Origin of the sequence: Halotia branconii CENA392 (assembly GCF_029953635.1) — a bacterium.
Lineage (GTDB): Bacteria > Cyanobacteriota > Cyanobacteriia > Cyanobacteriales > Nostocaceae > Halotia > Halotia branconii.
On the sequence record NZ_CP124543.1, the window covers coordinates 2,723,311 to 2,749,934 of the forward strand.

A 26,624-nucleotide genomic window follows, 5' to 3' on the forward strand; every position below is an offset into this window, starting at 1 on the left:
TTCACAACTAAGATAGTGGCAAAAATGAAGCGATTAGTATAAAAATTTAACTAAGAAATGTTACCCAGCAAGAAAACTTAGGAAAGGACAGATGAAAAATCCCCGCGTTGTGATTGTCGGCGCTGGATTTGGTGGATTGCAAGCTGCCCAATCTTTAGCTAATTCTAAAGCAGATGTATTATTAATTGATCGCAATAACTATCACACTTTTGTACCACTGTTGTATCAAATTGCTACAGGACAATTGGAACCTGAGCATATTGCTTACCCCATTCGGAAGATTTTACGACGATGCTCTTGGAAACAGTCTAACCAAAAGCCTCAACTGCGGTTTTTGATGGCTGAAGTAGAACGAGTTGATTTTTCAGCGCAAATCGTTGAGACTGATTCTTGTGCCATTCCTTATGACTTTTTAGTGCTAGCGACTGGCAGCCAAACCCAATTTTGGGGGGTTCCCGGAGCAGCCGAACATGCTTTTGCAATGAAAACCTTAGAAGAGGCGGTAACATTACGCAACCAAATTATCTCTTGTTTAGAAAAAGCTGTGCAGATATCTGATCCATTACAACGCCAACAATTGCTGACATTTACCGTTGTCGGCGGTGGCCCGACGGGTATAGAAATGGCGGGTGCTTTGGTGGAAATGCTGCGCGGAAAATTGCGTCGGGATTATCCCACATTAGATTTAAGAGAAGTAAAACTAATTTTAGTGCAATCTGGCGATCGCTTATTAACTAATCTCCCTAAAAAATTAGGAATTTACACCCATAAGCGGTTACGTCAATTGGGAGTACAAATTTACTTGCAAACCAAAGTCAGCCAAGTTACTCCAAAATCTGTACATTTTCCAGATCAAATAATTCCCAGTGCAACCGTCATCTGGACAGCCGGATTAACAGCCAATTCTCCCGAAACATCTGAGGATTTATCCAGCGCCAAGAAAGGAAAATTAATTGTTCAGCCCACTCTACAATTACTAGAGCAACACAATGTTTATGCCATTGGGGATCTTGCCTATGTGGAAAACAACGGTAAACCATTAAATGGAGTTGCCCCAGAAGCATTACAGCAAGGTGTGGCTGTAGCAAGTAATATTAAACAGCAACTTCGAGGACAAGCGCCGCAGCCCTTTGATTATTTCAACAAAGGTAGATTAGCAATTATTGGCTGCTATTCTGGTGTTGGCAAAATTGGCGTATTGGCCTTTACAGGCTTTTTAGCTTGGCTGATGTGGCTAGGAGTCCACTTAGTTTATCTTCCTGGTTGGCGTAATCGCTTGCTAGTATTACTTACTTGGCTTTATACCTATTTATTAGGCGATCGCGCTGTGCGTTTGATTCTACCCCGTTAAAGGTGTTATAGCAGTTCCCACCCAATTACATAAGGTTGAAGTACATAACCTAGCCCCTAGCCCCTAGCCCCTAATCCCTAGCCCCTAGCCCCTAGCCCCTAATCCCTACTAACCCCAGCAATTACATATTTGGAGTTATAGTAATGAGTGATAATAGAAACTACATTGGTCTTAAACAGAAAGATATTGCGATCGCTTATTTGTTGCTGCGAATTTTAATTGGTGTCAACTATTTTAATCATGGATTTACTCGCATCTTCAACATCCCAGGATTTGTAGAAAATACAGTCAAGCAGTTAGAAAACTCTTATTTTCCAGAATTTCTAGTCAGAATTAACTCCTACTTAGTTCCCCCTGTAGAATTAATTGTGGGTGTATTAATTACAGTAGGGTTAGCAACTCGCAGCGCTCTGATTGCCACATTTATCTTGATGATCATTTTGAAGATGGGTGTGACATCAATACAAAACTGGGGCGCAGCTACTTCTATGCTGAGTTACGGTATTGTACTGTTTATTTTACTTGCTGCCAACAGCTTCAATATTTACTCACTTGATCATTTAAGAAACAACAGACAAAACTCTACAAATTCCACCACAAATCATGAACAAAGTATAAACAACTTTTTTGCCAACAAATTTTGGAGAAAACGTCGACGACAGCATCGTTTACCCACACATATTAATGGTGTAGCAAGACTAAAATAGCGCATGATGTGTAGGTTGGGTTGACGTAAGGAAACCCAACATTGATAAAAGTGTTGAGTCTCATTCTTCAACCCAACCTACATTTTTTTGCAACATTTTAGCTGAAATAAGTAGGTCGATGTCAATAATCAATCATCGTTGGGATAAAGCAGGGGGGAGAAAGAGTTTGAACCTTATTTACTTTTATTCACATAGTTTGATTTCACCGACTTACTTAGACATGAATGCAATGCGCCTTTGTCTAAACAAAGGCACTGATCATAATTTCCTTTTTCGGAATGTAATTAATGAAGCTAATTAAAAAAAACCTAAAATTTCCTAAAATTATTTATTTAGGTATTTTTATAATTGTAATTATCAGTCTATTTTTGATTAACTTATCTACAAGTGCTGTAGAAATCAGTGGAATAGAGTTCATCGGACAAGCCACCTTACCAAAAGGGTTATCTTTCCAAAAAACAGAAGTTGGGGGATTATCTGGAATTACCTACGATGCTAGAAATGATCTTTATTATGCTATCTCCGATGATCGAGGACAAAAAGCTAATGCTCGTTTTTATACCCTAAAAATTGACTTGAGCAAAGGTTCACTGAGAAATGGTGGTGTTGTACTTGTTGGTGTGACTACACTTTTAAACGATAATAGTCAAACTTTTACTGCTGGTAGCAGTGATACAGAAGGTATTACTTTAACTAAAAAAGATACTGTGTTTATTTCTTCTGAAGGTGACGTTGGACAATCAGTTAATCCTTTTATTAAAGAGTTTTCCCTCGCTTCTGGTAGGGTAATAACAACGCTACCCATCCCCAACAAGTTTTTGCCCAATCAAAATGGTCAACAGGGTGTTCGCAATAACTTAGCATTTGAAAGCTTAACTATTACACCAGATAATAAGCATCTATTTACGGCTACCGAAAATGCTTTAATTCAAGATGGCCTAGCAGCTAAAGCTAATCTTGGCAGTCCTTGCCGGATTTTACAATACAATCTACTCACCAATCAGCCTGAAAAAGAATTTCTGTACCAAACCGAACCAGTCGCACCACTGTTAAATTTAACTGGTAGGTTCGCTAGTGGATTACCGGATTTACTCGCTTTGGATAATCTAGGACACTTGCTTAGTATTGAGCGATCTTTTACTGGCTTGGGATTTGCTGTTTCTCTGTTTCAGGTTTCTTTAGAAGGATCTGATGATATCCAAGATATCAAGAGCCTTTTAGCAGTTGACTTTCAGAATATCAAACCAGTCAAGAAAAAACTGCTGCTAAATCTGAGAACCTTAGACGTTGCCTTAGATAATATTGAAGGTTTGACCTTTGGCTCTAAGTTACCTAATGGACAACGCTCATTAATCCTGATTAGTGATGATAATTTCAATTCCCTACAACGCACTCAGATTCTAGCTTTTAAACTTCAAATTGAAGCCCCAATCATCAAGTTTTTACGTAGTTTAATTCCTCATTTTTAGCACTTGTATATTTATTTATAAAAATCGTTTAAAAGCTCAGATACCCGACTTCTTTGAGAAGTCGGGTATCTTATTGTTCAGTGGATTTACTGCTCTATTCGATTAAGTAAATTCAGTCTATTGATGGATTCAGTGAATTTTCTCATACATTTGGCTTAAGTAATATGTTACATAATACTTAAGAAGTTTTTCATCATGTTTTGAAGTAATTTGATTAACAGCTGACAGCTTTTTATATTTTATGACTTGATAGATTTTTATTGGATAATAATTAAAAGTTACAAAAAAGTATCAAACCATTTTTTTTAATGTTTATAAAATATTTAATAGCGTAAAATTTCCAAGTATGTTAAAGCCAAAAACAGAAGTAGATATTTATATTGGAAAATTTTTAAACAATCGCTATTTAATCAAAGATTTGATTGGCAAAGGGGGAATGGGTAGGGTTTACCTAGCAGAAGATGCAGCTAAAGGTGGTACATTAGTTGCAGTGAAAATTCTGATGTTGAGTTTAGGAACTCAGCAAATATCCCAACGCTTTGCGAGAGAAGTTTTTATTGGCGCTCAATTGGGACGCAAAAGCAAAAATATTGTTCGGGTGTTAAGTTACGGCGTGGATGATAAAACTCCATTTTATGTTATGGAGTATCTTCTAGGAAAAAACCTTAAACAAATTCTTAAAATTCAGCCTTTAACAACAGCAAAGTTTTTGGATATTTGTCAACAAATTTGTTTAGGTTTACAGTGCGCCCATCAAGGAATTAGTCTCAAAGGAGAGATTTATCCCATTGTGCATCGGGATATTAAACCAGAAAATATATTCATGATTGAAGATGCCAACCAAGGCGAGATTGTCAAGATTCTCGATTTTGGTATTGCTAAATTTTTAACAGAACGCAGTGGCATGACACTGACTGATTCTTTTATCGGTAGTTTACCTTATTGTTCTCCCGAACACATGGAAGGACGTAAACTACTAGATGTGCGCTCTGATATTTACAGTTTAGGAGTGCTGATGTTTGAAATGCTTACAGGAAAACATCCATTTCAGACACAAAGTAACTCTTTTGGTACTTGGTATCAAGCTCATCGTTTTCAAATTCCACCGACATTTGAGGAAGTTAATTCTCAAATTCAAGTACCGCAAGAATTACAAAAGTTAGTGATGAAGTGTCTAGCGAAAGAAGTCAGCGATCGCCCGCAAAACATCAGCCAAATTTTAGAAAAATTAGAGCAGGTTAAACATCAATTTAATGATCATAGTTGGCAAGCTGCATCTTTGGTGCAACTAGTACCTGTAACTTCTGTATCCGAAAAAGAGTGTTTGCAGAAAACTTGGCCTAAAAATAAACCAATTGCTCCTATAGGTTTTCCCCATTTATTACATACCACTCAAGGCACTGTCGCAACTATTTGGGCAATGTTACCCCAAGAAGAGATTAGCAAATTTTTAAATAAAACTCATGGCACTGAATTTATTGCCAAAATGAATATCTACCCAATGCTATTGTGGGTAACAGTACTATGTGATGCCCAACTTTCACTGACACGTTGGCTATCTTATTTCTTAGATCTTAAAGATCAGAAAGGACAAAAAATAGTTCGTGTTTTAGCAGATACAGGTTATTATCATTTACTATTTTTTGCCTTAGAAGAACCGACTCGTTGTACCCATGTCATGACTTTAACATTCACAGCCAGCCAGCGCCAACAACTTGCAGATTACTTAACTATAAATCAAAAATCTAATGAATTAATTTCACCTGAACAAGCTAAAAATATTCTTAAAGCAGAGTACGAAAAAGTAAAATTAGAAATTCGGCAAAATTTAGCAATCGATTCCCAGAGCGAAAAGGCTGGCTTTAAAGAGTGGATGTCTAAAATATTTGAGAGATTTCTACAACTTTTAATACGTAATTAAAATAAAAATTATTTAATTAACTGTGTTGAAGTTTATTATTTTTGAAATGCGGCGAAAATAGAGGTTGTAAAAGTGAATCAAAGTGCATTTGTGTCACCACACAAAAAAGAATTGCTAGCTAATCGTTATCAACTTAAGCAGTTGATTGGGAGGGGTGGCATGGGTGAAGTTTTTTTAGCAGAGGATATTTTATTAGGAGGTACACCAGTTGCGATAAAATTTCTTTCCCAAACTTTTGTCAACCCCAAAATACAAAAAGATTTTGCCCGTGAAGCACGTACTAGTGCAGCTTTGAGTCAAAAAAGCCTACATATTGTGCGAGCGTATGATTACGGTGTAAGCGCAGAAGGTAAACCATTCTATGTAATGGAATATCTCAACGGCAGGAGTTTAAAAGATTTAATTCCCATACCTTTGCCTAGGTTTCTAACTCTCGCACGCCAGATTTGTTTAGGTTTGCAGTGCGCCCACCAAGGTATTAATATTGATGGCAAAATTTATCCTTTAGTTCATCGAGATATTAAACCAGCTAATATATTAGTTGTTCCTGATCAAATATTAGGTCAATTAGTCAAAATTCTTGATTTTGGGATTGCTAAATTTCTCAATTATGCAGTTACAGCTAGTACTAATAAAGGATTTAATGGAACTTTACCTTACTCTTCACCTGAACAACTAGAAGGAGAAGAATTAGATAGTCGATCTGATATTTATAGCTTAGGTGTAATGATGTTTGAGATGCTTACAGGTGTCAAACCCTGGAAACCAGAAACCGATTTATTTGGTGCTTGGTATAAAGCACATCACTTTGAAGTACCGAAAGCGATCGCAGAGGTTAATCCTCAACTCCAACTTCCTCAGCAAATCAATGATTTAATTATGAGTTGTTTGGCAAAAGCACCTAGCGATCGCCCCCAAAGCATGACCGCAATCTTACAAGTATTAAACAGTTTAGAAAAGCCAAGTTATGCCATTTTGCCTAATAGTTTATCCTCCAAAACTGCGCCGAATATTCCTTTAGGATCTGAATTACTTTTAGCAATAGAAAAAAAATGCGGCCAATTCGTATGGCCTCGAAATAAACCCATCCAAGAAATTGTTTTTCCTCAACTAATAGATACTCCCCAAGGTAATATAGCAGCACTATGGCTGATGTTGCCTAAACAAGAAATTCAAAAACGTGTCCTTTCTAAGCGTCACAACCAATTTATCTTTATTACATCCCCCTACCCAATGCTGTTATGGGTGACACTCCTCTACAATCGGGAACTAGAGCCTAGATGGTTACCTTGTTATCTAGATATGCAAAATCCTCAAAATCATCAATTGGTGTCTTCATTAGCAGAAAATGAACGCTATCCCTTGATTTGCTTTACTCTAGAAACACCTAATTCCTGCACCAATGTGATTAGCAGTTATGTTGATCCAACTCAGCGGCAAATGTTGAAAGTCTGGGTAGAACAAAGTAAGCAACTACCGCCTTCTTCTCAACTTCAGTTGAGCAAACAATTATTAAAACAGCAGTATCAACAAATGCAATCTCGTATACTGCGGCACTTGGCATCAATACCCGACAGAACATTGCAGGGCATAGGGGAGGCAGTGCGGTCTTGGGGTCTCCCCAAGTAGAGCAACTGCCGTCATGGGGCATAGGGCATGGGGCAGAATTATTAATGTTTAAAAAGTCTGTTTCTTTGTGGATGGAGTTTTTAATGATTTACTAGAAAACACTTGACAAAGAAGAAAAAAATAGGCATAATAACAAAGTTGCCAATTAAGGGACTGTAGTTCAATTGGTTAGAGCACCGCCCTGTCACGGCGGAAGTTGCGGGTTCGAGCCCCGTCAGTCCCGTTTAAAATACAAATAGCAATCAATAAGTATTGAGTTTTAGGCACTCTAATCATCTGACCATTTATTAGAGTCCGTAGTTTTTTAACTCTATATTTAATGCTTGTTATAAGCTACATTTATCATGCTTTGCGAAAGAGAGAATCAACTGTGACTGTTAGAGTCCGTATTGCACCTAGCCCGACTGGGAATTTACATATTGGTACAGCTAGAACTGCTGTATTTAACTGGTTATTTGCCCGCCACCACGGCGGGACATTTATTGTGCGAGTTGAAGACACAGACCTAGAGCGATCGCGTCCTGAATATACTGAAAATATCCTCACAGGTTTACGCTGGCTAGGCTTGAATTGGGATGAAGGGCCATTTTTCCAATCTCAACGCCTAGATTTATATCGAGCAGCCGTCGAAAAACTCTTAGAGCAAAAATTAGCTTATCGTTGTTACACTACTTCTGAAGAATTAGAAGTACTGCGAGAAACTCAAAAAGCCAAAGGGGAAGCTCCTCGCTACGATAACCGTCACCGTAACCTGACCCCAGAAGAAGAAGCAGCTTATCAAGCCGCAGGTCGTAGTTTCGTAATTCGCTTCAAAATTGCCGATGACCGAGAAATCGTCTGGAATGATTTAGTGCGGGGTAGTATGAGTTGGCAAGGCGGTGATTTGGGTGGTGATATGGTCATCGCTCGCGCCTCAGAAGATGGTATTGGTCAACCGCTATACAACTTTGTGGTTGTAGTGGATGACATAGATATGCAAATCACCCATGTTATCCGGGGAGAAGACCACATAGCCAATACTGCCAAGCAAATTTTGTTATATGAAGCTTTAGGAGCAAAAATACCAGATTTTGCTCATACACCGTTGATTTTGAATATGGAGGGACGCAAACTTTCTAAGCGGGATGGAGTCACTTCCATTTCTGAGTTTCAGCAAATGGGCTTTACTGCTGAAGGTTTGGTAAATTATATGACTTTACTGGGTTGGTCGCCTCCAGACTCCACTCAAGAAATATTTACTTTAGAAACAGCAGCAAAAGAGTTTACTTTTGAGCGTGTTAATAAAGCAGGGGCAAAATTTGACTGGGCAAAGCTGGATTGGTTAAATAGTCAGTATCTCCACAACATGCCGACGGATAAACTGACAGATTTACTTATACCTTATTGGCAGGCAGCTGGATATCAATTTGACAAAGGGCGAGAACGTCCTTGGTTAGAAGAGTTAGTAACTTTAATTAGCCAGAGTTTGACTCGTTTAGTAGATGCTGTAGCGATGAGCCAACTGTTTTTCACTGAGACAGTGGAATTTAGTGAAGAAGCTAGCCAACAACTAAAACAGGAAGGTTCTAGTGTTGTTCTGCAAGCAATTCTCACGGCTTTAGAAAATCAACCGCAACTATCAGAAGCGATCGCACAAGATATAATTAAGCAAGTGGTAAAAGAGCAAAAAGTTAAAAAGGGCTTAGCGATGCGATCGCTTAGAGCCGCTTTAACGGGAGATGTTCACGGCCCAGACCTCATCCAATCTTGGTTACTCCTCAATCAAATTAATTTAGACAACTTGCGTTTGACTAAAGCAATCACACTTAGCGGCGGGGATTGAAGGCAATAGTTCAATACAGTTCAGTTAAGAAAAAAACTAGGTTGGGGAGCCACTGCGTTGATGAGGCAGCGCGGTCTTGGGGGTTTCCCCCGTGAGCGACTGCCGAAAGGGTTTCCCACGTTGTAGCAAGTGGCGTTTAAGCACAGCGCAACCCAACCAGTCCATCAACAATGTTGGGTTTCCTAATGTCAACCCAACCTGCTATAGTCTTAGTTAAAGGTGACTCTGTAATGAATATTAATTAGCAACAGTTGTTGTTCAAATACTACATATTTCAGAATCATTTATAGATGAAGACCTTTTTGCCTGCAATTGTTGCCGAATATTTTTGTAGGCGGATGGATTTACTGGCATCATCACTTCTACAAGTTTCTGCCAACCTCTGCTGTGACTTTTTATCCCCATATCTTGTATAAGTTGTTCGAGGTGATGAAAGTTAAATGGGGATATGCATCCTCCACTACCCCGACCTTGCGACCAGTGAGTTTGCCACCAGTGAAATTCTGTCTCCATATCCTCGATTATTTCAGAGCGTGGAGGTAGAGCTAGATTGCCTTTAGCATATTCTGCTAACCACCAAGCTCCGACTTCAGAAGTTAATGGAGAAAAAAAACTAGAATTATAGCCGACAAAACCTAGCTGAGGAATATCAGGGTGAATAAGATTGCGGTAGAGATGAAAGTAGCCTTTGTCATCGATTAGCATTTGACGATACTTTTCTTCCAGAAAAGGAACGTCTTGGCGAAATCCTATACCGAAAACGACTATATCTGCTTGTAATCGCTCACCATTTGCTAATTCCACTCCGTTATTGCAAAACTTGGCAATTGTTGTCTTTCTAGATTGTAGTTTGCCAGTATTCAAATATTGATAAAAATTATCGGGTGCGATCGCTGTAGAACAATTTACCGATTGGGACATGGATTGATCAGGCAACATCCCACAATCATCAAGACCAAATTGCAAGCGTAAGATAATTTGGTTCATCTGCCAGAAAGCCCACACTAAGGGCTTGCCGATAGTATGTAACTTTAATTCTATGCCTTGAAGATTACGGTAAGGCAACCAAGCTTCTGTAAAGCGGGTTAAAAGAATGTACTTTAGATTGATTAAACCGAAGAAAAACTTCGGAACTTTCCACAAGGTATGACGGAAAACAAGGGTGCATTCTTTAGCTAAAGTAGCAGCAGAGGTGGCTATGTCAGTTGCAGATCTGCCAAAACCAACAACGATTACCCGCTTACCCTGGAGTTGGGAAATGTCGTTCAATTCGGTGGAATGTAATATCTGCCCTCCAGATGCGATAAAATCTTCCTTGCCAGGTAATGTATGCACTTTTGGGATATTAAACAGACCGTTACATACAAGGACGAAATCAAACTCGTATTGCTTTGGTTTATTATCATCCTGGGAGTTGATGCTAACTACCCATTTTGGTTGGATGTCAGTCTTCCTTTCAACCTGAATGACTTCTGTTTGGAATTGAATCTTCTCTAAAATGCCAAAGTTCTGCGCGTAAGATTCCAAGTAATTTCTTACCTGCTCTGCTGTAGGCCACTCTGGATAGGACGCAGGCATAGGATAATCAGAAAAAGCATAAGTATCACGGGGATTTTGAGTAGTTAGCCCTGTATAAGTCCGGGACTTTTCCCATACACCACCAAGTCCTTTCTGTTTCTCAAATACAGTTACTTCGTAACCTTCTTCAGTAAAGGTCTTAGCTCCGACTAAACCACTAATACCAGCCCCAATGATACAAATATGCTGAATCGTCATATAAATATGTAAAGGTTTATTACACTACTATTTGCAGAGATTCTTTTGAACCAGCCAAGTTATTTTCATTGGAATACGAGGAAACCAAGTTATTTGCATCGAGATACTCTGACTGTTCTTGAGACTTGATCACATGAGTCAAGTATTCATAATGTGAGGGCAAAGTAGCACTTAGATAATTAGCTCTTTCTTGAATTGCCATAAATGTGGCTTTGGCATTTTGGTCTTCAACATGCTCTAGAACAGGTAAGCTGCTTTCTGGCATGTAATTTAACCCCAGCAACATAACTGAATAAGAGTAAGATTCAAAACCGTGAAATTTCGGATTGATGTTTTTATTATTTGGCAGCCTATTTTTCCATAACTTGAATTTTTCACGTAGTTCTTCTGGAACTTTAATATTGTGCTTTGTTGCCTTCCAAAACTCTGTGTCTACTCTGTCACTGGCATAGTAATGGAGGATCAAGAAGTCCCGGACACCATCTATGCAATCGGCAATAACTTTGTTGTAACTGTTAATTATCTCTTCATTGGATGATTTATTGGGAAAATGATTAACTAATTCTTCGATCGCATGTTGAATGAAGAAGATTCCACTAGACTCTAGCGGTTCTACAAATCCACTAGAAAGACCAATTGCTACGCAGTTTTTCACCCATGAGTTGCGGTTACGTCCAACTTTCATCTTGATATGAGATGCTTTGCAATTATCACAAGCTTCTCCCAAATGCTCTCTAAATTCTTTTTCAGCCTCCTCTGGAGAAATAAATGCACTGGAGTAAACGTACCCTGAGCCACTTCTGCTATACAATGGCGTATTCCACACCCAACCATTGTTTAGTGCAGTTGCTGTTGTATAGGGTTTAATACCGTTTTTTTGCATATCGGTTGGTAACTGCATGGCGATCGCGCTGTCGCAAAGTAACGACTCTGCATAAGAAATAAATGGCTCACCCAAAACTTTATTAATCAACAGACCACGAAAACCAGTACAGTCTATAAAAATGTCGCCATTAATACTACCATGTTCTTTAGTATTGATGTGATCTATGTTTCCGTCTTCTGTTAGCTTTACATCTATCACATCATCAACAATTTGTTTTACACCCCTACACATTGCAAAATCTTTCATAAATTTTGCCAGCAGATTAGCATCAAAATGATAGGCATAAGGGTACTGAATCTTTAAATTATTAAGGATATTTTTCTTAGCAATATGTTGAGAGGAAAATTCATTTTGAACTTTCTCATCAAAAACCTGCCCATCCAGATATCTGGGAGATTTTTGATTGTCACATAGCCAGGGTATTAAAAAACAGGCATAATCGAATGGTTCTTGATTTTTCTTGATTTTCAGCCACCATTCAGAGATATCAAAACCATCTATTACTTCATATCTCTGAAAGGGATGATAAAAATGTTGTCTTTTAGCATTCCAGTCAACAAATTTAATCCCCATTTTATAGGTAGCATGACATTTGGGCATCCATTCATATTCTTGTAAACCCAGAAAATCAAAGAATAACTTGATAGTACTAAAAGTTGCCTCGCCAACTCCAATTGTTGTGATATTAGATGATTCAATCAAAGTAATATGAACATTTTTATCTAAAGCTTTGCTTAGATAAGCAGCAGTCATCCAACCAGCAGAACCACCACCAACGATTACAATATTCTTAATATATTCGTCGGACATATTATAAATTACTCCTATTTTTTAAAAGACGTGTTTTCTCAGTTGAATAAGTTAATTATCCAATTTTTAATGGATAATTAACTTTATGAGTATTGGCATAAACCAAAAGGTCATCTGTAAACTTTGTAAATACTGTAAATAGTTTGTCGACCAATTTAAAGGCTTCTTGTCGAGTTTGTTCTGGCAATGTAATGTCTTTGATAAATTGACCAATATCTGTTGATGAACCTGCCATGTGTCCAGTTTCCACAGCTAGATGAAAATCCGCAAAATATCTACATTCTTTTTGAGTAATTTCTTTAATTTCTTTACCAACTTTGGCAGCAGTTGAAAACATAACATTGCCAGTAGCTTCAGTGACTTCAATTACTATCAACTTCTGGATAGGAGTAGCTTGCAATGTATATCGATAAAGTTGATAGTTTAACCAACGAGCATTTTTGGTTTCTTCACTCCACAAAAATCTTAATGCATCACTAAATTTCATGGATTTGTCAACTTCTAAGTTTTTCAAATCTTCTAAAAACCATAACCAATGATGGTCATCTTCATAAGTATGTTTATTAATAAGTTTTTGAATAGGATCATCCGTTGGTTCTGCTCGTAAAAAATACTTATTTAGTTCCCCAAAACCCATCACGAAGGGAGCCGCGCAAGGTGACCAAGCTAATCTCTGCCTGGGATCTATGCTTTTGTTTTGCATAAAATCGAATAATGGCAATTGAGAAAACTCTTGTTTTTTGTTTTCAATTTGTATAAGTACATCTTTCATGTTTAGTAAGCCTATTTCAAAGGTTAGGTTTTGTCTGTAAATGTAGATAAAATCAGCAACAAAATTACTAAATAGTGCAAAGACTTCAGATAGTAAGAAATAAAATATTAGTTGCTGTCAAAATAGAGATCGCAAGATTTAAAGATAAATTAGATGTAATTTATCTGTTTTACTCATCAAGAGTTATTATCTACACTAATTCTTGTGAGAGCTTAAAACAAGCTGTTGGGGAAAGTTATTCTCTGCTCAATACAAAAAATAGATCATCATAGTAATGATTATTGGATGCGTTAAACAAATTTTCACAGCGATTTACTATCTAAATGCATAAATTTAAAAATCAGTTTTAAACTATTCAATCTAGAAAAAATTAGTTACTTCATCAAGAACATATAGGTTAAAAAGAACACAAAGCTCATAAATTAAAGGAGAACTAACTTTAATTAATTAAAGTTGTCAGTAGATTATCTTGAAAAACAATTTACTATTACATCACATTGAATACAGCACATATTTTCTACTTACCCTACTGTTAATGTGTTGCAAAATATAGTTAATTGTTTAAAGCTTGAAACTATACCATCATTGTTGTATTTTTTTCTTAAAAAAGATAACAGTAATTATCCGTGTTTATAAAACTTTAATTAATACACTTAAACTAATACTGAGTGACGAAAATTACATTTTTCACAGCATATTAAGTAGTTTATGCTATATTTTGTGAAGTAAATTATACCATTAAATATTTTTATTCTGACAAGCTTCTAGTTTTCGAGAAGGCTTCGCCAATGTGTCTACGCTGAGATTGATTAAGAGTCGGCAAAAAAGTCACAGAAAAACGCCTAGTAACACTAGTAGTTCACCAACCCAATATTGCCGTGTAGACCTAGCAGGGGGGCAGGGCGCAAGGGAGAGAATCTTTCCCCTCTGCTCCCTGCTAATAGCCCCGAAGCCTACCTCCACCTGTCATTTTTGATTTGACAGACCACTAGCTCCTAGTCCCTGAACTCAACAAGATGTACCTCACTAAAACGATAAGTGCTGTATCTTGCTTTTAACTTTTGATCAAAGGTAGTGTGACAGTAAATGTTGTACCGAAGCTAACTTCACTATTAACTGTAATCTTACCTCCGTATGCATCAACACACTTTTTGACTATTGCTAATCCCAAGCCAGTGCCTGGGGTTGTACCGACGTTTTCTGCCCGATGGAAAGGCTGAAAGAGTTGTTTTTGGTCGTTTTGAGGAATGCCAATGCCCCAATCTTGAATCTGAAATATGACTGAGTGTTCTTGAGCAATTAGCTGAAACTGAACTTGACCGCCAGGTAATGAATACTTAATCGCATTGCCGAGTAAATTACCTAATATGTGACGCAACAAACTTTCGTCCCATACAGCCTCGGTTAGTTCTCCAAAACTAGCGAAAACTAAAGTAAGATGCTTCTCTTTAACATTGAGTTGAGCTTCTTCAACCAATTGACGGCAGAATGCTTCTAAGTTTAAGGGACTAAATTGACACGAAAGTTTACCTGAATCAGCTCTACCAATCAGTGACACCTCATCTAACATTTGTGCCATATTTTTGATTGCCGAACGAATCATCTGTAAATGAGTATGTTTTTTCTCTTTAGTTAATTTATCGTCGTTGTTTTGTAGCAACCCAGCAGCCAAGAGAATAGTATTTAAAGGATTGCGGATGTCATGAGAGAGCATCGAAACAAATTCCGATTTAAATTGGTTAAGTTCATTGGCTTTTACCAGTTCCGCAGTTCGTTCATCAACTCGGCTTTGTAATGACTGATTAACAGTGCGTAATGTTTCTAAAACTTGCTTACGTTCAATTGCATAATGTACAGAACGAACTAAAACATCTGTATTCACCTGTCGTTTTACTAGATAATCTTGCGCCCCCTGTCGAACTGCTTCAATTGCCAGTTCTTCATCGTTGGTATTTGTAAGTACAACAATGGGGATGCTGGGAGCATTAATCATCAAAGGAGGCAAAGATGACAATCCTTGACTGTCAGGCAGAGTAAGATCTAACAGAATTACATCATAAGTATCTTTACGTATTTCTTGAAGAGCTTCTTGTAATCTTTTGACATGAACCAGTGTAAACTCTTTGGACTGGGCTTGCTTCAGAAACTCTTGCAACAGCCTAGCTTCAGCCAGATTGTCCTCAATTAACAAGATTTTTACTAAGTAGCTCGCAGTCATAATCTTCTGGTTTCACCTTTTGGTGTCCCTCTATCTTGAAAGTTAATAATTGGGCATGGGGCAGCACTTCGACTACGCCCTTCGGCTGCGCTCAGGCTAAACTCAGTAACCGGGGCAGAGTACAGGGTGCAGAGGGGAGTTAAGAAAATACCCTGAATTTGTACCTCATTTTCAATATTTCTCCCTGCTCCCTGCTCCCTGCTCCCCTGCTTCCCCTGCCTCCCCTACTTCATTGCGATGGTAATGTAACGATAGAAAGCCAGAAATCCTCAATTCCCTTGACAATTTGGAATAGCTGATTGAGGTTGCGAGATTTAGTGATGTAGCAGTTTACATGCAAGTCGTAGCTATGGAAAATGTCATCCTCGTTTTTTGAGGTTGTCAATACTACTACTGGAATGCGTTTGAGTACAGGGTCAGCTTTGATCTCGGCCAGCACCTCTCGACCATCCTTTTTGGGCAAGTTTAAGTCTAGCAAAATCAAGTCGGGGCGGGGTGCATCAGCATACTCGCCTTCTTGACGTAAAAAAGCCATAGCGTCTACGCCATCTCTAACTATCACCACTTGGTGAGGCACTAAGCTATTTTTTAAGGCTTCTTGAATTAAGCGGATATCGGCTTTATTATCCTCAACCAAAAATATTGTTTTGTGTTTTTCTTCCGTTTCTACGCTCACGCTCACGTCCTCCGACTGGAATCGTAAAGTAGAAGGTTGCGCCTTCATCTAGTTGTGACTCAACCCATATCCGACCCCGGTGACATTCAATAATCTTCTTGCATATCGCTAAGCCCATACCTGTACCGGGATACTCATCCCGTGTATGCAGACGTTGAAAGATGACGAAAATGCGATCGCTAAACTGGGGATCAATGCCAATACCATTATCTTTTACCCAGAACAACCATTCATCCTCTAGTCTTTCTGCTCCTATATGAATTTGTGGTGGTTGGTCACTACGGAACTTAATGGCGTTGGCAATTAGATTCTGAAATAGTTGCATTAGCTGTGTGCTACCAGCCATCACTGTCGGTAGAGCATCGTGGGTGATTGTAGCCCCAGTTTCTAAAATGCGTTGACGTAAATTACTGAGAGCGCGCTCTAAGGCTGTCTCTACTTCAGTTAGTTGAAAAGCGATCGCCTGAGTATCCACTTTTGAGTATACCAGTACGTCATCAATCAATGTCTGCATGAGGCTGACTCCCTCTACAGCATAAGTGATAAATTCATTAGCATCTTCATCAAGTTCTCCTTGATAGCGCATCTCCAATAACTGCACATAATTTGCTACTTGATTGAGTGGTTCTTGCAAATCATGGGAGGCGACGTAGGCAAACTTTTTCAGTTCGGCATTAGAACGTTCTAAATCTTGAGCTAACTGTGCCAATTCATCAGCTTGACGCAGCACAATATTCACAATAGCTTTGCGTAGTTCTAAGGCTGCTTTTACTTCTACATATTGCCAAGGTAAAGATGTGAGACGAACGGTTTCTTTCCACAGTTCAAATGATTTGCGCGGACACAAACGCACATTTCCTTCTGTTTGGCTTACTTCAAACGCTTTATGAGGATCACCACCCCAATTAACAGTTTGAATTACTTCCGGTCGAAACCACAAAACATAATTACGCCGAGAAATCGGAATCGCTAATAAACCGCTGGCAACATTCTTAAATCTTTCGGCATCCGGATAAACTTGTGGCAGAGAATCTGTGTAGAAAACTTCTTCATCAACGTTATTCTTGAGCCACTGAACTAAATAATTGAGGTCTTCTTCTTGAGGAGTTTCACCAATCACTGTACAATGGTCGCCAAAACATACAGCTGCTCCTTGAGCGCTGGTTAAATTGAGGAGATTTGGCTGGTGTTTAACTAAACCATCAATAAAGTTTTCTTCTTGAGACATATATTCAACCAAAAGTGATTGAATGTGTGTCAAACTCATGCGATAATCGTAGTTTTCTGTTTCTTCTCTGGCTGAGATTTCTGAAAATATGACTCGTCCCAAAAATTCACATGCTTTGCGTAACTCGTAGGAAACATATTTGGGTGATTGATGATGGCAAGCAATTAATCCCCAAAGTTTTTGGTCTTTAATTAACGAGATAGTCAACGAAGCACCTACACCCATATTGTGTAAGTATTCTGTATGACAAGAAGCAGCACTTCTAAGAATTGAGTTAGTTAAATCAACAGGGCGATCGCTAACCGGATTATTCGCAGGTAAAATTTGTACAGGTTCGGCGTAAGCATCCGGGATTAATCTAATCGAATTAGAAGCAAATAATTTTCTAGCTGGTTTGGGAATATCTGATTCGGGATAATGTAGTCCTAGATAGGGTTCTAGACTTGCTAGTTTTTCTTCTGCAACTACAGAACCATGCCCATCATCATCAAATTTATACAGCATCACCCGATCAAATCCCGTGACTTTTCGCACTTCTTGGACAATAATTTGACAAAAGTCACGCAGATTTGAGGTTTTTTCTAACTGATTAATGGAAGCTCTCGCTAGATGATAAAAGCTTAAAAAGGGAATATTTTCCCGTGAAATAGCTGGTTCTAATTCTAAAATCAAAAATCCTTCTGCATTCCGGTGAAAAACTGCGTCGAATACTACGTAATCATCACCTTTCTTTCTCACCCAAATTTTTGTAGGATTGATAAATTCCAGATTATCTTCTGATAATCCAACTTTAATTCTTTCAATTTGGAAGGGATCAAGTAAATCTTCAAGCTTTTTGTGCAACATATTTTCGGGATTGATACCGAAAACATTCCAGGTATTACTACTAATTTGTAAGATTTTTAATTCCGGCTCTTCTAAAACTAAAAGCACCCCGTGAGGCTGAATTTGTCTAAAAAGATGAATTGGAGCTTCTTTTAAGCTATTTACATTAATATCTGGCAATTGTAAATCTATTCTCATCATGATCCTCCATTATTTGGGAGCATCCAAAGTAGAGTATACGTCAGGTAGAAACACTACTTAGATGTTAAGTATATAAGAAGTATTTGCTTTTTGGGAATTGAGTCAAATGAAATGATGAAGGCTAAAAACTTACTTATTCTGTGTTTTTTAGCATTATGGCTCATTTATTATCTGCCATTTCTGTCAAATTCAGAATTATTTATAATTGGTAACTTTTAGTCCCTCAGTTAAATTTTGCAGTGTTGATCTTTAAGTTACTTGCGATTTACAGTTTAGCAGGCAGTAAAGCTGAATACAGACAAGAAATATAAAAAAATAAATGATTGAACAATGTATCGTACATGTACTTATGTGAAAAATAAATAATTTTTTTATCCAAGTTAGTATTTTGATGTAAAACTCAAGATTTTTTGTAAAAATACAGCATTTTGCAAGTAAATGAAGTACACCTCCAATACTGTTCGGTTAAGCATTTTTAACTTGAAATTGCGCTTTGGGTAAAGGGTAAAGGATGAAGAAATAAACCCTTTCCCCCATGCCCCATGCCCATTTTCATCTGGTATACGTAGTTGATGATGGCTACTTATGCAAATCAAATCCAAGAGTTAAACCACATCCGCAAAGGTTTATAACCTTCAGGAGTAAGGGGTAGACCTAAATAAACAGGCATCCAAAAAATAAACGCAGCCAAAATAATAAAAGTAATAGTGACACCTACTACCCGAACCTGCTGATAATAACTACGAAGACATTGATCAACAAACCAAGCGATCGCTAAAAATGCAAATATTACAGCCGTCATGTAATGGTAAATAAAAACGCACCTTGTTACCTTCATCCAAGGTACTAAATTAACGGCATAGTTGGACACTAAATATAAGGCAATCCATGTATCAATACCTAGCGTTTTATTGACGAATATACGCTTGTGCCGCATCGCATATATAATAATTTGTCCGATTAACAAACTCAATAAAAATATAATAGCTGTCAGACCAAACCACCACAAAAAAGGGTTGCCCATTGCATGGATATCATAAATCACTTTTCCAGCACCAGCAGGCAAAGGAGGCCCCAACACAGGTAGGGGATCGCTAAAACTTTGAGCCGTTTGATAATAATAAGCTATTGGTCGAGTCATCAAAGGCCATTTATACCAAGCAGCACAGTAAGGATGAACTTTGGCAGTATTACCACCTAGATTTTCGTGAAACGCCAATATTTGCTTATGTATTTCTATCAATCCATATTTAGGATTTAATTGTAAATGAGGAATCCAAATTAAACTGTAAACTGCAAGGGGAACAATTCCTAGAAAAAAGATAATTTGGATAATATTTAATTGGGTTAAATTTTGCAGCAAAGATGGCTGAGGAATTGGCATATTAGCAGGAAAATCATCTATAACATCTGTTGACTGCTTTATTATTTTAGCTATTCGTTGCCATATCAAACTGATACTCCAAACTAGATATATACCTAACAGAAAAAATAAACCATTCCACTTCGTAGCAACTGATGCCCCAAAAGCTATGCCAGCAAATATTAAGTAAAATGTTCTTTTTTGTCTGCGATTTGCCAATGCTAATAAGAACAATAACTGCCCTAATAAACCAAACAAAACTATATAAATATTAATCAAGGCATAGCGAGACTCGACAAGAAAGATGCCATCACAGGCTGTGAATAAGCCAGCAAGTAAAGCAAAACTGCGACGATAACTTAACTGATAAGCAATACCCGTCACAATTACAGGAATAAATGACCCACAAAAGGCATTCATCCAGCGATAACTCCAAGGCGATCGCAGCGAACCTGTTAGCCCATTTACCGTCTCATGCCAAAATGGAACATGACTACCTAGCCATATTCCGATTGCTATCATATATTTACCTAATGGTGGATGACCATCAAAAAATGGCACATGGGTAAGATAGTTATTACCAAATTTGGCATAATAAACTTCATCAAATACCAAAGTGTTAAATCTGTCTATTCCCCAAAACCGCAAGGCAAGTGAGAGTAGAAATATACCCGTAAGTCCAACTCGGAACCACTTTTTAGTCATCAGTCACTCTAAACCCTGTTAACACAAAAATTAGACCTATTACTCACGTTAATATGCATGTCGCCCACATTGATTGTGAAAATTTTGGGGTAAGAGCCAAATGTATAGTATGATAGCTGACTTCTGATTTCAAACATTTAAATAATATGACTTGGTTTTGTTTATCTATGAGACGGTGGAATAGGATTACACAATTCTTATCTTTATTTTGTTTATGTTTATTTTTAGTGATTAGCTGTGCGCCTCGTCCCCAAACAACTACCCCATCTAATTCTGGGAGTGGCACTACAGGCGATGGTCGTATTACTATCGGGACAACCCTGAAGCCGAGAACCCTTGATCCTGCTGATGCTTATGAATTAGCATCTTTGGGTTTAGTAATTAATTTAAGCGATCGCCTCTATTATTACGAACCAGGCAGTACGGAAATTAAGCCTCAATTAGCTACAGCATTACCTCAAGTCAGTGCGGATGGTTTAACTTATACAATTCCCTTACGCCAAGGAGTGGTTTTTCACGATGGAACTCCTTTCAACGCTGAAGCCATGACATTTAGCATCCAGCGTTTTATAGAAAATAAGGGTAAGCCTTCCTTCCTGCTGGCAGATACAGTGGCATCAGTGAAAGCCACAGGTGAAAACGAACTCACAATCAAGCTGAAAAAGCCCTTTGCAGCATTTCCCTCACTGTTAGCATTTTCTGGAGTGTGTGCAGTTTCACCTAAAGTTTACGAAATTGCACCGGGTAAATTTAAACCGAATACTTTTGTCGGGACTGGCCCATACAAGTTAGCCCAGTATGGTACAGATTCACTGCGATTTGATGTCTTTGACAAATACTGGGGAAACAAACCAGCCAACAAAGGTATTAACATCCAAATTCAAACTAGTCCGGTGAATTTATTTAATGCCTTTCGCACAGGTGCAGTAGATGTCGCTTACTTATCTTTGCAACCAGATCAAGTCCGTAGCTTAGAAGAAAGTGCGAAAAAAGGAAATTGGCAAGCCATTACTGCCCAAAGTAGCGTAGTTAGTTATTTGGTGTTGAACCGCAATCAGCAACCTTTAGATAAACCAGAAGTTAGACAAGCTGTTGCAGCCATAATTGACCGTCCATTAATTAATCAACGAGTTTTATATAATCAAGCTGATCCGCTTTACAGCATGATTCCCACTACCTTTGATGTTTCCCAGCCATTATTTAAGGATAAATATGGCGATGCTAAATTTGATCAAGCTAAACAATTATTAACTAGTGCTGGTTTCTCCAAAACAAACCCCGCAAAAGTTCAAGTTTGGTATCCTTCTAGTTCACCAACTCGCAGTTTAGCAGCACAGACACTTAAATCATTAGCTGATACCAAAATGGACGGGATACTGCAATTTGAAGTCATTACTGTAGAAGGGCCTACCTTTTTTAAAGACATCTCCAAGGGTTTATATCCAGCAGCTTTACTCGATTGGTATCCAGATTTTTTAGATCCAGATAACTATATTCAGCCGTTTTTAGCTTGTCAAAAAGGTTCAGCAGCTAAAGGATGCGAAGATGGTGGCAGTCAAACTCAAGGTTCGTTTTACTATAGCGAAACCATGAATCAGTTGATTGATCAAGAACGTAAAGAACAAAACCCCCAAGCGCGTCAAAAGATTTTCGCAGAAATTCAAACACAAGTTACTAATGATGTGCCTTACGTTCCCCTCTGGCAAAACAAAGATTATGTATTTGCTCAAAAAGGCATTAGCGATGTAAAACTTGATCCTACTCAAAACCTGATTTACAAAACAATCAAAAAGTAGTCAACTAAAAAGGGTAAGGCTGCGAGTGCGAGAAAGAAAATAAAGCCTTACCTATTTAACGCAATATGGATATTTGGATATTAATCACTAAAAGGAACAATTTAGCATCACTTGTATTAGAGCGATCGCTGCTGTTGCGGGTTATTCTTGATATAGGCTAGAAATTGATAACGACAGCGTAGATTTAGGCAATGAAAACTATCTTAAGTATCTCCTAAATCTCAAAAACTATAAAGACAAAAAATAATGGCATTACCAATTGCTACGTTATCACTGCTTGCGGCTTTAACAGTTGCGCCTGTACAAGAACCTACTGAGAAGCCACCATCTTCAATACCCATGATTGCCAATGTTTTACCAACCGACACACCATTAGTAGGTTTAGTGAATACAAAAAAAGCAACTTGGGCTACTTTAAGTCGCTTTCAGTTATTTCAAACAGCTTTTACAGCAGCAGCGCAATTTTTACCGCCCACTTTGCAGTTTGACTATGCCAAAGATATTGAATCTTGGTTAGGAGATCAAGTAGCAATTGTATTTATGCCAAAAGTGGAATCTACTACTGCTAGCATAGATGCTAATTTTCTCATGCTGGCTCCCGTCAAAAATGACACACGCTTGCAGTTATTGCTGGATCAACTTAAGAAAAATACACCACGGGTAAAAACACGGCAGTACAAGGGTATTACCATATTAGAACTGCCAGCCTCCCCAGTAGAATCACCTACAAACAAATTACCTACCACATCCCTAAAAAAACTGAAGTTGTCTGCTGCACCGGATTTGGTGAAGCCAAATTGGTTGACCAAAAAACGCGGGATTGCGATCGCTACTCTACCAGGATACGTTGTTACAGGCATCACAGCTCAACCAATTGAGCAGTTAATCGATGCCCAACAAAACAACGCCACTTTAGCTAAAAATTCTCAGTTTCAACAGACAATCCAGTATTCTCAATCAGGTCAGGTGCTGTTTACATTGTATGAAAATTTAGCTACATTTCTTCCCTTAATTAGTGACATCTCTAAAGATCCAAGTCTGCCGTTTCCTATATTGAGTGTTGACACTCTCAACCTGGAACAATTAAATAAATACGGCATTATCAATGGCTTTTTGACATTACAACCAGAAGGGCTGCGCTTTCAAATTAACGCTTACAACCAAACTTCCCAATCTAAACAAGGTAAAGTTAATCTCAAAAAAACTGAGACTATTTTAGATCGAATGCCTGGGGCTACTTACTCGGCTTTTACTGGTCAAAATCTCAGCTACCAATGGCAACAGATAGCTAAAGGGTTGGCCACAAAGGCACAACTTAAAGATATGCTCGAAACGTTGCGTAGTTTTGTTCGTAGCAGCACAGGACTAGATTTAGAACAAGATATCTTAGGTTGGATGGATGGGGAATATGGTTTTTTCTTATTTCCTACTAAAGGCGGATTGTTTAAATTAGTCGGCGCAAACTTTAATTTAGGGATCGGCTTGGCTGTACAAACAAGCGATCGCACTACCGCAGATACCACTTTTAAAAAGCTAGATCAGTTTGTCAAGTCGTTCTCCGGGGGAGGAGTGAAGGTCAATACTCACAATATCAAGGGTCACACTGTCACTAGTTGGGATGTGGGAGGAGATGCTTCACAAAGCTTATTGGCTTATAGTTGGGTAGATAATAATACTGCGATTGTGGCCACTGGATTCGGAGCGATCGCAGACTTAGTACCACAGCCATACATACTGCTACCTACAACTTATAATTTCACAACTGCTACTAATTCTTTACCTTATCCTAACCACGGATATTTCTATGTAAATATGGGGTCTTTATTGTCATGGGTTTATGGTTTCTTACCATCAATATTTAATGACCCTAGTTTTCAACCCTGGAAACAGACTATCGGCTCAGTGTACAGCATTAGTGCCACGACTTCTACAAGACCAGATCGAGAACAATTTGATATTTTGCTTGTTTTGGCTCCCACGAGAAAATAAGATCCAAGGTTAACTTAACCGTATCCAAATTTTTGGCATTGGTTTATCCCTGCGGGTTCCCCGTAAGGGGTGCGTTCCTGCCTTTTCTTTATTCTGTTGCTTGTTATTAAGTTCCGGGTGACATAAATAAGTCATCAAGCATAAGCCGGACAGTTTCTCTTGCTTCACGCTCAAGTTCGTCTTTTTCGTCCCACTGTTGATTGACAGTTAATGCCAATTTATCAAGATTAGCGTGATACCAATTCTATATGAAGATGCATATCTTTTAAGGGTAGGGGTTTAAAAATCAGGCAGTAGAGAGAGTGATTTGAGAAACATGGATTTGTAAAGTCAAGGTTAGCCAAGGCTGAGGTAAAAACCTACCATTCGGTAATGGCAGACGATTGAGAACAGCAGCCTTGATAACTAAAAATCCACGGGGAACCCCGCAACGGAATGACTTTTTTGTAACAAATTTTTCAAGAAAAAAAGCCAGTGTAATAAACTTTTTTTGACTGTTAATTTAAATTACTTGCTTTCTTAACTGCTTCCTTTAACTCTTCAAAGGTAATACTACCGTCTTGGTCTGAATCATACTGTACTAGTAACTCCTGGGGACTACTGGTATTTGTTTCTGATAAGATGACTGCACTTAAACCAGGACTTAAAAAAAGCTCATTAATGGAGACTTTGCCGTCTTGATCGCGATCTAAGTCATTAAAAAGAGATTGAAGCTCTTGCTCGGTTGCCATAAGTTTTGATCTGAATTAATCTTTCAAGTTAATATCTCAAAATCTTGACAAAGACGCAAGGACAGTTAAGTAAAATTTCATTACTTTTTTATACCTAGCAATGTTTTCTTCTTAAGAGGCTCTATCGCCCTGAATGGTTGCTTCAACATAAAGCGGAACTTCTCAAGTTTGTTCAATCTAAGCTTGGTTGTAGTGCTAAAAACATCAAGGTTATTACAACTGAATAAAAGTTAAATTTATGTCTGGTAATCCCTCTTCTGTTACTACGAGGAGAGAAAAATATTATTCCTAGCCTGAGTCTCAGATATCATCACAAATGTAGGCGATCGCATCCCAGCTTGATCATTTACATCCTTTTGTTGAAAAAAGACGTAAAAATAGGCGTTTCAGATTTTTTAATAGGTTTCATGGTTCGCAACAGTTGAGTGTTGAAAATCGCACAGAATAAATACGATACAGCAAATTTGCGGAAAATACGACTACTTTGGTAAGTTATGAATAAAAGTCCGGTTTTGGCAATTTCTCATTTAATGCCCAGTTACCGATATCTTTAACTTTATAATCTACTGGGTCATGCAGAGTGAAAGTGCGGAGATTGCGCCAGTAGCGGTCAAAGCCATATTTCGCACTCGTAGCGCGTGCGCCCATAACTTCAAAGATGCGATTGGTGACATCTAAACCGACTCTAGTCGCTGCAACTTTGGCAGTAGCGATATAAAGCGCACATTCCCCCCGTTGCTCGGCAGTGAGTGACCATTCTTTTTCCCAAGCCACTTGTAGTAATTCTCCCGCTTGGTCAGTCAAGCTCTTAGCTGCTTGGAGGTCAACCCACATATTACCATAGTGTTGGATAATATACGGGTCTTGGGTCGCATCCTCTACACCTGATGTCAGCCAGGGTTTTGTACTGGTTTTAGTATATAACTTAGCAGCCTCGAAAGCTCCCTCGGCAATTCCCAGGTAGATATTAGCAAGATTCAATTGAGTTAAACAGGCGCGGATAGTATCGAAAGGTTGACTTGGTTTGTCTCCAATACCTAGAATTTCATGACTATGTACCAATACATTATCAAAAGTAATGCTACCGCTGTCTGTTTGGCGTTGCCCCATATTATTCCAGTCATCATGAACGGTAATACCTTCTCTTAAGGTAGGAATTGCCAGAACGTTTAATTTACCAGTTGTTTGATTAGTGGCAGTGATTGGTAATATATCTGAGTCTTGAGAGCCTGAACAAAAACTTTTGCTCCCATTGAGACGGAAATGATTATTTTCTGGTGTAAGAGTTGTTCTGCGATCTAGGGGGTTGAGGGCATTGCACCAAAACCAATTATTACGGATGGTTTCTGAGTAATATCGCTGTTTCTGTTCTACTGAACCAAAAATATGAGGAATAACCACACCTAAATGGTGGTATGAGAAGATATGAGCAATGGAACTATCAACTTTGGCAAACTCGCGGGTAACTTTGAAAGTAACGATCCAAGTTTGCCCTAAACCGCCATACTCTTTAGGTATGATTAGTTTAAGTAAGTTGCTTTGGCGCAAGCGATCGCGTTCTTGTTTAGGTGTTCCGCCTTTGGTGTCGCGTGCTACCGCAGTCTGGGCAAATTCATCAGCTAAAGATTTAGCTAAAACAATGTAATCTTCAGATTCTCTGGTTTCGACTAATTGCATAAGTTTTTTCCTACTCAACCATGAGAATTATTATGCCAATCAGTTAGAGCAGTATTATCTGCTCCAACTTAG

At 38.3% G+C, this 26,624-nt stretch carries 17 protein-coding genes and 1 tRNA gene; 9 read left to right on the forward strand and 9 right to left on the reverse strand.

The features are described from left to right. Positions 1–91: 91 nt before the first annotated feature. The 7 genes from QI031_RS11895 (at position 92) to gltX (ending at position 8,899) form a co-directional block, all read left to right on the forward strand. Entirely contained in the window at positions 92–1,351 is a 1,260-nt protein-coding gene (locus QI031_RS11895; RefSeq protein ID WP_281485356.1) for an NAD(P)/FAD-dependent oxidoreductase, read from the forward strand. A gap of 143 nt (positions 1,352–1,494) precedes the next feature. Next, entirely contained in the window at positions 1,495–2,058 is a 564-nt protein-coding gene (locus QI031_RS11900) for a DoxX family protein (protein WP_281485357.1), read from the forward strand. Positions 2,059–2,345: 287 nt separating this feature from the next. Next, complete coding sequence (locus QI031_RS11905) at positions 2,346–3,527, forward strand: esterase-like activity of phytase family protein (protein ID WP_281485358.1); 1,182 nt, start codon at positions 2,346–2,348, stop codon at positions 3,525–3,527. 346 nt (positions 3,528–3,873) lie between these two features. Further along, positions 3,874–5,448 carry a serine/threonine protein kinase gene (locus QI031_RS11910; protein ID WP_281485359.1) on the forward strand — a complete coding sequence of 525 codons (1,575 nt, stop codon included), beginning with the start codon at positions 3,874–3,876 and terminating at the stop codon, positions 5,446–5,448. A 72-nt stretch (positions 5,449–5,520) separates the two neighbouring features. Beyond that, positions 5,521–7,077 carry a serine/threonine protein kinase gene (locus QI031_RS11915; RefSeq protein WP_281485360.1) on the forward strand — a complete coding sequence of 519 codons (1,557 nt, stop codon included), beginning with the start codon at positions 5,521–5,523 and terminating at the stop codon, positions 7,075–7,077. A gap of 149 nt (positions 7,078–7,226) precedes the next feature. Beyond that, positions 7,227–7,300 (forward strand) — tRNA-Asp (locus tag QI031_RS11920). Positions 7,301–7,447: 147 nt separating this feature from the next. Then, positions 7,448–8,899, forward strand: coding sequence for a glutamate--tRNA ligase (gene gltX, locus QI031_RS11925; protein WP_281485361.1), 1,452 nt, complete (start codon positions 7,448–7,450; stop codon positions 8,897–8,899). 258 nt (positions 8,900–9,157) lie between these two features. On the opposite strand, the gene QI031_RS11930 is transcribed toward gltX, so the two are convergent. From QI031_RS11930 to QI031_RS11960, 7 genes are all read right to left on the reverse strand, one after another. Further along, positions 9,158–10,675, reverse strand: a complete 1,518-nt coding sequence (locus QI031_RS11930) for a flavin-containing monooxygenase (protein WP_281485362.1) — start codon at positions 10,673–10,675, stop codon at positions 9,158–9,160. Positions 10,676–10,694: 19 nt separating this feature from the next. Beyond that, positions 10,695–12,371, reverse strand: coding sequence for a tryptophan halogenase family protein (locus QI031_RS11935; RefSeq protein ID WP_281485363.1), 1,677 nt, complete (start codon positions 12,369–12,371; stop codon positions 10,695–10,697). A gap of 55 nt (positions 12,372–12,426) precedes the next feature. Continuing rightward, on the reverse strand, positions 12,427–13,143 hold the full coding sequence (locus QI031_RS11940) for a hypothetical protein (RefSeq protein WP_281485364.1): 717 nt from the start codon (positions 13,141–13,143) through the stop codon (positions 12,427–12,429). Between the two features lie 1,054 nt (positions 13,144–14,197). Then, positions 14,198–15,361, reverse strand: coding sequence for a hybrid sensor histidine kinase/response regulator (locus tag QI031_RS11945; RefSeq protein WP_281485365.1), 1,164 nt, complete (start codon positions 15,359–15,361; stop codon positions 14,198–14,200). A gap of 229 nt (positions 15,362–15,590) precedes the next feature. Beyond that, a complete protein-coding gene (locus tag QI031_RS11950) occupies positions 15,591–16,037 on the reverse strand; it encodes a response regulator (RefSeq protein ID WP_281485366.1) in 447 nt (148 codons plus the stop codon). Then, positions 15,991–18,288, reverse strand: a complete 2,298-nt coding sequence (locus QI031_RS11955; RefSeq protein ID WP_281486005.1) for a sensor histidine kinase — start codon at positions 18,286–18,288, stop codon at positions 15,991–15,993. The genes QI031_RS11950 and QI031_RS11955 overlap by 47 nt, the downstream gene beginning before the upstream one ends. Positions 18,289–18,883: 595 nt before the next feature. Then, positions 18,884–20,359, reverse strand: a complete 1,476-nt coding sequence (locus QI031_RS11960) for a dolichyl-phosphate-mannose--protein mannosyltransferase (RefSeq protein ID WP_281485367.1) — start codon at positions 20,357–20,359, stop codon at positions 18,884–18,886. A 146-nt stretch (positions 20,360–20,505) separates the two neighbouring features. Between QI031_RS11960 and QI031_RS11965 the strand changes: the two genes are divergently transcribed. Then, positions 20,506–22,155, forward strand: a complete 1,650-nt coding sequence (locus QI031_RS11965) for an ABC transporter substrate-binding protein (protein WP_281485368.1) — start codon at positions 20,506–20,508, stop codon at positions 22,153–22,155. A gap of 246 nt (positions 22,156–22,401) precedes the next feature. Then, the gene (locus QI031_RS11970; protein ID WP_281485369.1) at positions 22,402–24,144 is read left to right on the forward strand and encodes a DUF3352 domain-containing protein; all 1,743 of its coding nucleotides are present in this window, start codon (positions 22,402–22,404) and stop codon (positions 24,142–24,144) included. 497 nt (positions 24,145–24,641) lie between these two features. On the opposite strand, the gene QI031_RS11975 is transcribed toward QI031_RS11970, so the two are convergent. Next, positions 24,642–24,875 carry an EF-hand domain-containing protein gene (locus QI031_RS11975; RefSeq protein WP_281485370.1) on the reverse strand — a complete coding sequence of 78 codons (234 nt, stop codon included), beginning with the start codon at positions 24,873–24,875 and terminating at the stop codon, positions 24,642–24,644. A 492-nt stretch (positions 24,876–25,367) separates the two neighbouring features. After that, positions 25,368–26,552: an acyl-CoA dehydrogenase family protein gene (locus QI031_RS11980; protein ID WP_281485371.1), complete on the reverse strand. Its 1,185-nt coding sequence runs from the start codon at positions 26,550–26,552 to the stop codon at positions 25,368–25,370. Positions 26,553–26,624: the final 72 nt, after the last annotated feature.